10 protein-coding genes are annotated in these 13,330 nt (G+C 57.2%); all 10 read right to left on the bottom strand.

Annotated elements, in window-relative coordinates; all coding sequences use genetic code 11:
- Positions 1-66 precede the first annotated feature (66 nt).
- A complete protein-coding gene (locus ACA063_RS05760) occupies positions 67-1,014 on the bottom strand; it encodes an acetyl-CoA carboxylase carboxyltransferase subunit alpha (RefSeq protein ID WP_162440996.1) in 948 nt (315 codons plus the stop codon).
- Positions 1,015-1,166: 152 nt separating this feature from the next.
- Positions 1,167-4,688, bottom strand: a complete 3,522-nt coding sequence (dnaE, locus tag ACA063_RS05755; RefSeq protein WP_162440997.1) for a DNA polymerase III subunit alpha — start codon at positions 4,686-4,688, stop codon at positions 1,167-1,169.
- A 76-nt stretch (positions 4,689-4,764) separates the two neighbouring features.
- On the bottom strand, positions 4,765-5,391 hold the full coding sequence (rnhB, locus tag ACA063_RS05750; protein WP_162441002.1) for a ribonuclease HII: 627 nt from the start codon (positions 5,389-5,391) through the stop codon (positions 4,765-4,767).
- A 14-nt stretch (positions 5,392-5,405) separates the two neighbouring features.
- Positions 5,406-6,533, bottom strand: a complete 1,128-nt coding sequence (gene lpxB, locus ACA063_RS05745; protein WP_497665105.1) for a lipid-A-disaccharide synthase — start codon at positions 6,531-6,533, stop codon at positions 5,406-5,408.
- A gap of 2 nt (positions 6,534-6,535) precedes the next feature.
- Positions 6,536-7,312: an acyl-ACP--UDP-N-acetylglucosamine O-acyltransferase gene (gene lpxA / locus ACA063_RS05740; RefSeq protein ID WP_162440999.1), complete on the bottom strand. Its 777-nt coding sequence runs from the start codon at positions 7,310-7,312 to the stop codon at positions 6,536-6,538.
- Positions 7,309-7,749: a 3-hydroxyacyl-ACP dehydratase FabZ gene (gene fabZ, locus ACA063_RS05735; protein ID WP_007907157.1), complete on the bottom strand. Its 441-nt coding sequence runs from the start codon at positions 7,747-7,749 to the stop codon at positions 7,309-7,311. The genes lpxA and fabZ overlap by 4 nt, the downstream gene beginning before the upstream one ends.
- A gap of 108 nt (positions 7,750-7,857) precedes the next feature.
- Positions 7,858-8,913: a UDP-3-O-(3-hydroxymyristoyl)glucosamine N-acyltransferase gene (gene lpxD, locus ACA063_RS05730; protein ID WP_497665104.1), complete on the bottom strand. Its 1,056-nt coding sequence runs from the start codon at positions 8,911-8,913 to the stop codon at positions 7,858-7,860.
- A 3-nt stretch (positions 8,914-8,916) separates the two neighbouring features.
- On the bottom strand, positions 8,917-9,420 hold the full coding sequence (locus ACA063_RS05725; protein ID WP_008028980.1) for an OmpH/Skp family outer membrane protein: 504 nt from the start codon (positions 9,418-9,420) through the stop codon (positions 8,917-8,919).
- A gap of 45 nt (positions 9,421-9,465) precedes the next feature.
- Entirely contained in the window at positions 9,466-11,856 is a 2,391-nt protein-coding gene (gene bamA, locus ACA063_RS05720; RefSeq protein ID WP_497665103.1) for an outer membrane protein assembly factor BamA, read from the bottom strand.
- Positions 11,857-11,930: 74 nt separating this feature from the next.
- Positions 11,931-13,283 (bottom strand): sigma E protease regulator RseP, encoded by a 1,353-nt coding sequence (gene rseP, locus ACA063_RS05715; protein WP_497665102.1) that lies wholly within the window; start codon positions 13,281-13,283, stop codon positions 11,931-11,933.
- Positions 13,284-13,330 lie beyond the last annotated feature (47 nt).

The raw sequence follows: 13,330 nt of genomic DNA, 5'->3' as shown, positions 1-13,330 counted from the left end.
GACTCGTTGAATGTTAAACCCTCATCGCGAGCAGGCTCGCTCCCACATGGGTACTGCGCGCCCGGCTTAGAGACCGTAGCTCATCAAACGCTCGTAACGACGAGTCAACAGTGCTTCGTTGTCGAACTTCTTCAACATCGCCAGTTGCGAGCTCAGCTCGGCACGGATCGAGGCCGCCGCCGCCGCCGGGTCGCGATGCGCGCCGCCCAATGGTTCGCCGATCACCTTGTCCACGATACCCAGGCCTTTCAGGCGCTCGGCAGTGATGCCCATGGCTTCGGCAGCATCTGGTGCCTTTTCGGCGGTTTTCCACAGAATCGACGCGCAACCTTCTGGCGAAATCACCGCATAGGTCGAATACTGCAGCATGTTCAACTGATCGCAGACGCCGATTGCCAGCGCACCACCTGAACCACCCTCACCGATTACGGTAGCGATGATTGGGGTTTTCAGGCGAGCCATCACACGCAGGTTCCAGGCGATCGCTTCACTCTGGTTGCGCTCTTCAGCGTCGATACCAGGGTAAGCACCCGGGGTATCGATGAAGGTCAGGATCGGCATCTTGAAGCGTTCGGCCATTTCCATCAGGCGGCACGCTTTGCGATAGCCTTCGGGACGTGGCATGCCGAAGTTGCGGCGCACTTTCTCGCGCACTTCCCGGCCTTTCTGGTGACCGATGATCATCACCGGCTCATCATCCAGGCGGGCAATGCCACCGACGATGGCAGCGTCGTCGGAGAAATGACGGTCGCCGTGCAGTTCATCGAACTCGGTGAAGATGTGTTCGATGTAGTCCAGGGTATAAGGACGTTTCGGGTGACGCGCCAGACGCGCGATCTGCCAGCTCGTCAACTTGCCGAAGATGTCTTCGGTCAACGTGCTGCTTTTGTCCTGAAGGCGGGAAATCTCATCGCCGATATTCAGCGAATTGTCATTACCGACCAAGCGCAACTCTTCGATCTTGGCTTGCAGGTCGGCGATCGGCTGTTCGAAATCTAGAAAATTCGGGTTCATAGGCGTCCGTCTTGGGTCGACGTCCAAGTGAGCTTGGGTCGGCCGGTTGTCTATTCGCGCCCTACCTTAAGGGACAGGCGCGTTCAGGTCGAGATTAAAAATTGGGGTCTGGATCAGGGCTCGTTCCAATGGTGAAGAATGGCACCTGACCGTTAACGGTATTGGAGGAAGACGTTGTCTCTTCCGAACTGGTCACGCAAGGCTTGAATCAACGCATCCGCCGGGTCGATTCGCCAGGTCTCGCCGAACTGCAGCAAGGCCTTCGCATCAGGGCTTGTGTACTCCATGGTGATCGGGCACGCGCCGCGATGACGCTTGAACAACTCGCCCAACCAGCGTAGCTGATCGCCTTTCAGGTCTTTGGTCTGCAGCTTCAACCGCAAGCTTTCCGCCAGGTTAGTGCGTGCATCCTCCATGCTCATTACCCGCTTGACCCGCAACCGCAAGCCACCGGAAAAGTCATCGTTGCTGACTTCACCCTCCACCACCACCATCGCGTCGGTCTGCAACAGCGACTGCGCCGAGTGGAATGCTTCGGCGAACAGCGAGGCTTCGATCCGGCCAGAGCGATCGTCGAGGGTGATGAACCCCATCTTGTCGCCTTTTTTGTTCTTCATCACACGCAGGGCGATGATCATCCCGGCGACGGTCTGAGTATCCCGGGCCGGCTTCAGGTCAATGATGCGCTGGCGGGCGAAACGACGGATCTCGCCTTCATATTCGTCAATGGGATGCCCCGTCAGGTACAGGCCCAAGGTATCTTTTTCGCCCTTCAAGCGCTCCTTGAGGGTCAACTCCTTCGCCTTGCGATGATTGGCGTAGACGTCGGCATCTTCCTCGACAAACAGCCCGCCAAACAGGTCGGCATGCCCACTGTCGTGGGTACGAGCGGTTTGTTCGGCGGCCTTGATCGCCCCTTCCATCGCGTTCAGCAAGACCGCACGATTCTGGTCGATGCTCGCTTGATAGGCTTTGGGTTCGTCATGAAAATAAGGACCCAGACGATCCAGCGCACCACTGCGGATCAAACCGTCCAGGGTGCGCTTGTTGATACGCTTGAGATCGACCCGGGCGCAGAAATCGAACAGATCCGTGAAGGGGCCGTCCTGCCGCGCTTCGGTAATCGCTTCGACCGGGCCCTCACCCACCCCCTTGATCGCGCCAAGGCCATAGATAATCCGGCCTTCTTCATTCACCGTGAACTTGAACTCGGAGGTATTCACATCCGGCGCGTCGAGACGCAGCTTCATGGTGCGAATTTCTTCGATCAAGGTCACGACCTTGTCGGTGTTGTGCATATCCGCCGACAGCACCGCCGCCATGAATGGCGCCGGGTAATGCGTTTTCAGCCACGCCGTCTGATACGACACCAGGCCATAAGCAGCGGAGTGAGACTTGTTGAAGCCGTAACCGGCGAATTTCTCTACCAGGTCGAAAATGTTACCGGCCAGGTCCGCGTCAATGTTGTTGGTCGCACAACCCTCAATAAAACCACCGCGCTGCTTGGCCATTTCCTCGGGCTTTTTCTTACCCATGGCCCGACGCAGCATGTCCGCACCACCGAGGGTGTAACCGGCCATGACCTGCGCAATCTGCATCACCTGTTCCTGATACAGGATGATGCCGTATGTCGGGGCCAGGACAGGTTTCAGGCCTTCGTACTGGTAATCCGAGTGCGGGTACGCAAGTTCGGCGCGACCGTGCTTTCGGTTGATAAAGTCATCCACCATGCCCGATTGCAGTGGCCCCGGACGGAACAGGGCCACCAGTGCGATCAAATCTTCCAGGCAGTCGGGCTTGAGCTTTTTGATCAGCTCTTTCATGCCTCGCGACTCAAGCTGGAACACCGCGGTTGTTTCGGCTTTTTGCAGCAGTTGATAGGTCGGCTTGTCGTCCAGCGGGATGAACGCGATGTCCAGCGGCGCTTCATCGACCTTGGCGCGGTCACGGTTGATGGTTTTCAACGCCCAATCGATGACCGTCAACGTGCGCAGACCGAGGAAGTCGAACTTCACAAGGCCGGCAGCCTCAACGTCATCCTTGTCGAACTGGGTTACCAGGCCATCACCGGCCTCGTCGCAATAGATCGGCGAGAAGTCAGTCAACTTGGTCGGTGCGATAACCACACCCCCCGCGTGCTTGCCGACGTTACGCACAACGCCTTCCAGCTTGCGGGCCATCTCCCAGATTTCGGCGGCCTCTTCATCGACCTTGATGAAGTCACGCAGGATTTCTTCCTGCTCATAGGCTTTTTCAAGGGTCATGCCGACTTCGAAGGGGATCATCTTCGACAGACGATCCGCCAATCCGTAGGACTTGCCCTGCACCCGCGCCACGTCACGAACCACCGCTTTCGCCGCCATGGAACCGAACGTGATGATCTGGCTTACCGCGTTACGGCCGTATTTTTCGGCAACGTACTCGATGACACGGTCACGACCGTCCATGCAGAAGTCGACGTCGAAGTCGGGCATCGATACCCGTTCAGGGTTAAGGAAACGTTCGAACAGCAGGTCGTATTCCAGCGGATCAAGGTCGGTGATCTTCTGCACATAGGCCACCAGCGATCCGGCACCCGATCCACGACCAGGACCTACCGGCACGCCGTTGCTCTTCGCCCACTGGATAAAGTCCATAACGATCAGGAAGTAACCGGGGAAGCCCATCTGGATAATGATATCCAGCTCGAAATTCAGCCGATCGACATACACCTGACGCTTGGCGTCGTAGTCTTCAGTGGTGTCCTTGGGCAAAAGAACGCTAAGGCGATCTTCGAGGCCATCGAAGGAGACCTTGCGGAAGTACTCGTCGATGGTCATGCCATCGGGAATCGGGAAGTTTGGCAGGAAGTGCTTGCCCAGCTTCACTTCGATGTTGCAACGCTTGGCGATCTCTACAGTGTTTTCCAGTGCTTCGGGAATGTCACTGAACAGCTCATGCATTTCCTCGGCGCTTTTGAGGTACTGCTGATCGCTGTAATTTTTCGAGCGTCGAGGATCGTCGAGGGCACGGCCTTCACCAATGCAAACGCGGGTCTCGTGAGCGGCAAAATCTTCCTGTTTGATGAAGCGCACATCGTTGGTCGCCACCAGTGGTGCACCGATTTTCTCGGCCAGGGCCACGGCGCCATGCAGTTGCTCTTCATCGTTCGGACGATTGGTACGCTGGATTTCAAGATAGAAGCGATCCGGAAACACCGTCATCCATTCGCGCGCCAGGGCTTCAGCCTCTGCCGGGTTGCCGCTCAACATCGCCAGGCCGATCTCGCCTTCTTTGGCAGCCGACAACATGATCAAGCCTTCGCTGGCCTCGGCAACCCACTCACGCTCGATGATGATCGAGCCATTGCGCTGACCGTCAATGAAGCCTCGGGAAATGAGCTCGGTGAGGTTACGGTAACCCACGGCGTTCATTGCCAGCAGGCTGATCCGGCTCAAGGCGTTGTCCGGATCCTTGTTCGACAGCCACAGGTCGGCACCGCAGATCGGCTTGATGCCTGCGCCCATGGAGGCTTTATAAAATTTGACCAGCGAACACATGTTGTTCTGGTCGGTGACCGCTACGGCAGGCATGTTCATGCCGACCAGCGTCTTGACCAGCGGTTTGATCCGCACCAGACCGTCGACCAGGGAGTACTCAGTGTGCAGGCGCAGGTGAACGAATGAAGCCGGCATAGTGATCCTGTCTGAAAACGTAAAGACAACAAGGCCCGGATTGTACCGGGCCTTGGCAAAAACATCAGCCTTGCAACTAACTCACGATGAGACTTTCCCGAGCCTCGTACGCCAGACGTACCGGGGCAAAGGAGCGCCGGTGAATCGGCGTAGGTCCCAGTCGGGCCAACGCTTCCAGATGAACGGGAGTTGGGTAGCCCTTGTGGCCGCCAATGCCATAACCCGGGTAAATCAATTCGAATGCCGCCATCTCACGATCGCGACTGACCTTGGCCAGAATCGACGCAGCCGCGATGGCCGGCACTTTACCGTCGCCTTGTACGACGGCTTCGGCGCGCATGGACAACTTGGGGCAACGGTTGCCATCGATCATCGCAAGCTTGGGCTGAATGTGCAGGCCTTCGATTGCGCGCTGCATGGCGAGCATGGTGGCGTGAAGGATGTTCAGCTCGTCGATTTCCTCGACTTCAGCCCGGGCGATGCACCAGCTCAAGGCTTTTTCGCAGATCTCGTCATAAAGCTTTTCACGACGAGCCTCGGTGAGCTTCTTCGAGTCGTTCAACCCCAGAATGGGTCGATTCGGGTCGAGGATCACCGCTGCCGTGACCACTGCACCGCAGAGCGGACCGCGACCGACCTCGTCAACGCCGGCCACCAGGTCTTCCACTTCAGCGACCAGCGTGAAGTCCAGGCCCATCTGCATGCTTACTTTGCTCATTATGATTTGCCGATCAGTTTCAGCACCGCGTCCGCCGCCTGATTGGAGGCGTCCAGGCGCAAGGTACGGTGGATTTCGTCAAAACCGCGAGTCTGCTCTTCGCCGCCTTCAATCAATGGGGACAAAGTCTGGGCCAACGCTTCGACCGTCGCATCATCCTGCAGCAACTCGGGCACCAACAAGCGTTGGGCCAACAGGTTCGGCAAGGATACGTAGGGACTCTTTACCATTCGCTTGAGAATCCAGAACGTCAGCGGCGCCAACCGATAAGCCACCACCATAGGCCGCTTGTACAACAACGCTTCAAGCGTAGCGGTTCCGGAGGCAATCAACACCGCGTCGCACGCTGCCAATGCCAGGTGAGACTGGCCATTGAGCAAGGTCAGCGGTAGATCGCGACCGGCCAGCAACTCTTCAAGCTGTGCGCGGCGCTCGGGGTTGGCGCACGGCATGACGAACCGAACGCCCGGACGCATGGCTCTCAGGCGCTGAGCAGTATCGAGGAACAACGCCCCCAAACGACCGACTTCGCCCCCGCGACTGCCAGGCATCAACGCGACCAGAGGCCCATCCGGCAATCCAAGTTCGGACCGCGCTGCGGCACGATCAGCTTCGAGCGGGATCGCATCGGCCAGCGAATGGCCAACAAATCGCACCGGCACGCCCTTCTCTTCATAGAATTTCGCTTCGAAGGGGAACAGCGTCAGCATCAAGTCGCAACCCTCGCGAATCTTCAGCACACGCTTCTGTCGCCACGCCCAAACGGACGGGCTGACGTAATGCACGGTTTTGATCCCGGCCTGACGCAGCTTGAGCTCGATGTTGAGATTGAAGTCAGGGGCGTCAATGCCGATAAACACGTCTGGCTTTTCGGCGATGAGGTCGTTGATCAGCTTTTTGCGGCGCTTGAGCAATTCGCGCAGCCGGCCCAGCACTTCCACCAGGCCCATGACAGACAGACGTTCCATTGGAAAATACGAGGTCAGGCCTTCGGCCTGCATCAACGGGCCGCCGACACCGATGAACTCGACCGCTGGATGCTGAGCTTTGAGTGCGCGCATGAGACCCGCACCCAGAATGTCACCGGAAGCCTCTCCCGCCACCAGCGCAATACGCAGATTAGCCATGATTAACGAGTTATGCCGCGAGTCGAAGACTGGATGGAGTCACGGAACACCGCAACTTCCGGGAACTGTGCCGAAGGCTCGGCCAATTCGGCGAGTGCCTGATCAACCGTCAGGCCCTGGCGGTAAACCACTTTGTAGGCACGACGCAGCGCATGGATCGCATCTTCACTGAAACCACGACGACGCATGCCTTCGAAATTCATGCTGCGTGCTTCGGCAGGGTTGCCGAACACCGTGACGTAAGCAGGAACGTCCTTGCCAATGGCTGTACCCATGCCGGAAAAGCTGTGGGCGCCGATATGGCAATACTGGTGAACCAGGGTAAAACCGGAAAGAATCGCCCAGTCTTCGACGTGCACATGGCCCGCCAATGCGGTGTTGTTGACCAGAATGCAATTGTTTCCGATAACGCTGTCGTGGCCGATGTGGGCATAGGCCATGATCAGGTTATGGTCGCCCAGGGTCGTCTCCGAACGGTCCTGGATGGTGCCACGGTGAATCGTCACGCCTTCGCGGATGACGTTATGGTCACCAATGACCAGACGTGTTTCTTCACCCTTGTATTTCAGATCAGGGGTGTCTTCACCTACCGAAGAAAACTGATAGATGCGGTTGTGCTTACCAATTCGGGTCGGGCCCTTGAGAATCACGTGTGGCCCGATCACTGTCCCCTCGCCTATTTCCACACCTGCGCCGATGATCGACCAAGGGCCGACCTCGACGTCGGCGGCCAGAATGGCCGTCGGATCGATGATTGCGCGAGGGTCAATCAAACTCATAGCTTGCGTTCCGCGCAGATGATTTCAGCGGAGCAAACTGGTTTGCCGTCGACCGAAGCCTGGCACTCGAACTTCCAGATCTGGCGCTTGCAGCTCAGGAATTTGGCTTCAAGGATCAACTGATCGCCAGGCAGTACAGGCTGGCGGAAGCGCAGCTTGTCGGAGCCGACAAAATAGTAAAGGGTGCCATCGGCAGGTTTCACGTCGAGCATCTTGAAACCAAGGATCCCGGCAGCCTGAGCCATCGCTTCGATGATCAGAACGCCCGGCATGATTGGATGCGCAGGGAAGTGACCATTGAAGAACGGTTCGTTGATGCTGACATTCTTGTAGGCGCGAATGCGCTTGCCTTCCACATCCAGATCCACGACCCGGTCCACCAGCAGGAACGGGTAACGGTGAGGCAGGTATTCGCGAATCTCGTTGATGTCCATCATTTCGGGGGGAAGCCTATGTAAAGATTGGGGGCGCGCGACTGACGCACACCCCTCTAGCAAATCAAGGAGGCAGTCTAGCGGCTGTGCACACTTGATATGGAAATGGTATCAGCCATCTGATGAAGCATTACCGTCAGGGGTCACGTCCCCTACACGCTTTTCCAGCTGTCGCAGACGCCGCGCGATGTCATCGAGCTGACGGATGCGTGCCGCGCTTTTGCGCCACTCGGCAGCGGGTTGCATAGCCGTACCGGAAGAATAGGAGCCCTTCTCGGTAATCGAGTGGGTCACCATGGTCATTCCGGTAATGAAAACGTTGTCGCAAATCTCGATATGCCCGACCAGACCTACGCCACCGGCAAGCATGCAGTGCTTGCCGATCTTGGTGCTGCCGGAAATCCCAACGCACGCTGCCATGGCGGTGTGATCACCTATCTGGACGTTATGGGCAATCTGAATCTGATTGTCGAGTTTCACACCATTGCCAAGGACAGTATCGGCCAATGCACCACGGTCGATGGCGGTGTTTACGCCGATCTCCACGTCGTCACCGACCAGAACACCTCCAATCTGGGCGATTTTCTGCCACACACCTTTCTCGTTGGCGAAACCGAAACCCTCGCCTCCCAGTACAGCGCCCGACTGAATCACTACCCGCTTGCCGATGCGAACGTCGTGGTAAAGCGTCACTCGTGGAGCCAGCCAGCCACCCTCGCCAATTTCGCAGCGCGCGCCAATAAAGCAATGAGCGCCAACGGTGACACCGGCCGCAATGCGCGCAGCACTTTCGATCACCGCAAATGCACCGATGCTGGCTGCCGGATCAACCACCGCATCCGCCGCCACAACGGCTGTCGGATGAATGCCCGCAGCTGCCTTTGGTTTAGGATCGAACAGGTGGGAAACCCGCGCGTAGGCCAGATAAGGATCAGGCACCACCAGTACATTACCCGCGAAACCTTCAGCGTCAGCAGCCTTCAGCAACAGTGCTGCGGCCTGACTGTCCGCCAGGAATTTACGGTACTGGGGGTTTGCGAGAAAGCTCAACTGAGCTGGGCCAGCCTCTTGCAAAGTGGCTAGCCCAGTAATTTCTTTCTCAGGGTCGCCACGCAGTGTGGCGCCGAGGAACTCGGCCAACTGGCCGAGCTTGATAGTCGCTGTCATGGATTACTTCAGCTGATTCATGCGCTCGATGACCTGGCGAGTGATGTCGTACTGAGGTTTGACATCAATCACTGCACCACGCTCGAAGACCAGGTCAAAAGCACCTTTCTTGATGACTTCTTCCACAGCGCTGTCCAGTTTCGGCTTGAGCTGCTTCAGCATTTCACGGTCGGCAACGGCCTTGGCTTCATTCAATTCCTTGGACTGGAACTGGAAGTCACGGGCCTTTTGCTTGAATTCAAGTTCCAGGCGCTCACGCTCGCCTTGCTGCATTTTGTCGCCACCAGCCATCAGACGATCCTGAATGCCCTTGGCGCTGCTTTCCAGAGTCTTGAGTTTGGTCAGTTGAGGACCGAACTTCTTCTCGGCATCCACGGCGTATTTCTTGGCCGCGTCGGATTCCAGCAGTGCCATTTGATAGTTCAGAACGGCGATTTTCATGTCGGCAAAAGCCGGACCTGCTACCAGTACGGTCGCCAGGAGAACCAATTGAGTCAACTTACGCACGATGCACTCCTACAAAATCCATTGTCGTTATCTTGGGTCAGACGCTTAGAACGTCTGGCCGAGGGAGAATTGGAACACTTGAGTCTCAGCGTCATCCGGTTTCTTCACTGGCATTGCCAGGGCGAAGCTCAACGGACCCAGTGCTGTGACCCAAGTCACACCGACACCGACGGAACTGGCCATGTTGCTCAGACTGATGTCGTTGCATTTTGTCTGGGAAGTCGACCCGACATTGGCGTTCGTCGTTTGTTCGCACTTGGAGTCAAATACGTTACCCACATCCCAGAATACCGAGGTACGCAGGGAGCGCTGATCTTTCACAAACGGCAGCGGGAACAAGACTTCCACACCGCCCTGGATCAGGACGTTACCACCGAACGGCAGCGGATCCTGATCCGGGTCGAATTGAGTACCCTTGTTACCCGTCTCAAGCACGCCACGGCTCGGCGTACTGCGCGGCCCCAGGGTACTGTCCTTGAAGCCACGCACCGAGTTGAAACCACCAGCATAGTAGTTTTCATAGAAAGGCAAGCCATCAGTCGAACCGTAACCATCGCCATAACCCAATTCGGTGTGCAGGCGCATGGTGTAGTTTTCACTCAGCGGCTGGAACAACTGGCCACGGTAATCAAGCTTGAAGAATGACAGGTCGCTGCCAGGGGTCGTGGCTTCCAGGGTCAGACTCTGGGAGTGACCACGCGTCGCTAGAACACCCTTGTTCAACGTCGACTCGGACCAGCCGGCCGAAGCCTTGAAGTTCAGGTACTGATCGCCTTCCTTGTTAACGAAGTCGAAAATCTCGTCAACGGTGTAAACGCCGGTCTTGATCGTGTCCTGTTGAGCCGTCAATCCGAAGGTCAGTCGCGAAGTCTCACTGATCGGATAACCCACGCTCACGCCAGCACCCAAGCTGTCTACGGCATAGCTGGCGATGTCGGTATCGAGTTCATCGTAGTCAGTGGTGCGATAGAAAGCGTTGTAACCCAGGCTCACGCCATCAGCGGTCCAGTACGGGTCGACATAACCGAAGTTATAGCGGCTCTGGTATTCACTGCGGGTCAAGCCGATGCTGACCTTGTTACCGGTACCCAGGAAGTTGTTCTGGGTGATCGAACCACCGAGGATCAAACCGGCGCTCTGGGCGAAACCGACGCTGGCGGTAATCGAACCGGAAGCCTGTTCTTCAACGCTGTAGTTCACATCAACCTGATCGTCGACGCCTGGCACTGCTGGCGTTTCGACGTTCACTTCCTTGAAGAAGCCCAGACGCTCAAGACGGGTCTTGGACTGGTCAATCAGGTAAGTCGAAGCCCAACCGCCTTCCATCTGACGCATTTCACGACGCAGCACTTCGTCTTCCGACTTGGTGTTGCCACGGAAGTTGATGCGATTGACGTAAGCGCGCTTGCCTGGATCGACTGCGAAGGTGATGTCGACGGTGTGGTCATCGTCGTGAGGCACCGGTACGCCGTTGACGTTGGCGAAGGTGTAACCCTCGTTACCCAAGCGGCGAGTGATCAGTTCGGACGTAGTGGTCATCAGCTTGCGCGAGAACACCTGACCTTTCTGGACCAGCAGAAGCGACTTGACCTGGTCTACAGGGACTTTCAGGTCACCGCTCAGCTTGACGTCACGAACGGTGTACTTCTCGCCTTCGTTGACGTTAACGGTGATGTAGACGTGCTTCTTGTCCGGAGTAATGGACACCTGGGTCGAAGCGATATCCATGTTGATATAGCCGCGGTCCAGGTAGTAGGAACGCAGACGCTCCAGGTCGCCGGACAGCTTTTCCCGAGCATACTTGTCATCGTTCTTGAAGAACGAGAGCCAGTTGGTCGTCTTGAGTTCGAACAGGTCGATCAGGTCTTCATCGGGGAAGACGGTGTTACCCACCACGTTGATGTGCTGGATAGCTGCGACGGTACCTTCGTTGATGTTGACCTTCAGCCCGACACGGTTGCGCGGCTGCGGCACCACTTCGGTATCGACGGTCGCCGAGTAACGGCCCTGAGCGACGTATTGACGCTGCAGCTCGTTACGCACGCCTTCAAGGGTGGCACGCTGGAAGATCTCGCCTTCGGCCAGACCGGACTGTTTAAGGCCCTTCATCAGGTCTTCAGTGGAGATCGCCTTGTTGCCTTCGATCTCGATACTGGCGACCGACGGACGCTCGACTACCGTGATGACCAGGACGTTGCCATCGCGGCCCAGCTGGATATCTTGAAAGAAACCGGTTTTGAACAACGCACGAGTGGATTCCACCAGGCGACGATCATCCGCCTGCTCGCCGACGTTCAACGGCAAGGCACCAAAGACGCTACCCGCGGAGACCCGCTGGAGGCCATTGACGCGAATATCAGAGATAGTGAAGGACTCGGCGTGAACTTCGGCGATCATCAATACGGTGAGAACCGCAGTTAGCAGCAGACGTTTCATGAAGTCCTTTCTTATTCCAACTGGCAATAAACAAACTGCCGCAAAATGCGGCAGATTCGCAATTCAGCGAAGTGTTACAGACGACCCAAATCATTGACCAGAGCGAGCAACATCACCCCGACCACCAAACTGATGCCGATCTGTATCCCCCAACCCTGCACCCGATCCGAAAGGGGGCGACCACGCGCCCACTCGATCAGATAAAACAACAAATGCCCCCCATCCAGTACCGGAATGGGCAACAAATTCAGAACACCCAGGCTAATACTCAGATAAGCAAGGAAATTCAGGAAATCAGCGACGCCCGACTGGGCAGAAGCGCCCGCCACTTTAGCAATGGTTATCGGTCCACTCAAGTTTTTTACCGAGAGCTCACCGAACAACATTTTCTTTAGCGAATCGAGGGTCAGTACGCTCATGGTCCAGGTGCGTCGAGCACCCTCCCCAATCGCGGCCAGAGGACCGAAACTGACTTCACGGATCATCTCTGGTGGCCAATCGACAGCCTTCACCCCCGCCCCGAGGTAGCCGCTCGGCGCCTTGCTCTCACCGCGAGCCGCGAGAGTAACCGGGACGTCGATTTGAGCACCGTCGCGCTCGACGCGCAGCAGGATTTTGGTATCAGGACGCAAGCGAACGGTATCAACCACTTGCTGCCAGTCATCGAACGATTTGCCGTCAAGGGCCAGCAATCGATCGCCAGTCTTCAGGCCAGCGGCCTGTGCCGGGCCTTTCGGGTCGATTTCTGCCAGTACCGGCGGCAACGCTGGACGCCACGGACGAATACCCAACGAGCGAATCGGATCAGGCTCATCGGCACCCTTCAGCCACTTGTCCAGCACGAGCTCACGAGGCGAATCAGCCGTGGAGCCCTGGTCGCGGACCAGCAACTGCAGCGAACCGCTTTCCCCCAGTCGGCGCACCAATTGCAGATTGACCGCGGCCCAACCCGAAGTCGGCTCGCCATCAATGGCAACAATTTCCTGACCTGCGGCCAGGCCCGCCTTGGCGGCGATGCTCCCCGACTCGACGCCACCAATGACCGGGCGCACCTGGTCGCTGCCCAGCATGGCAAGCACCCAGAAAAAAAACATCGCCAACAAGAAGTTGGCTATCGGGCCCGCCGAGACGATAGCGATGCGCTGGCGTACGGTTTTGCGGTTGAAGGATTGATCGAGCTGATCGGCTGGCACTTCGCCTTCGCGCTCATCCAGCATCTTGACGTAGCCACCCAGAGGAATGGCGGCAACCACAAATTCCGTACCCTGCTTATCGTGCCAGCGCAGCAGCGGCATACCGAAGCCTACGGAGAAACGCAGCACTTTTACGCCACAACGACGCGCGACCCAGAAATGGCCGAACTCGTGGAAGGTGACCAGCACACCCAACGCTACCAGGGTGCCGACAATCATATAGAGCGCGCTCATTTACTTTCTCCGCATTCCTGTTCAGTGCTGCATGGACACGACGTAAA

It is taken from the genome of Pseudomonas sp. LBUM1643 (assembly GCF_059716215.1).
The sequence above is the reverse complement of the archived record's forward strand: the minus strand, read 5'-3'. Positions and strand labels throughout refer to the sequence as shown.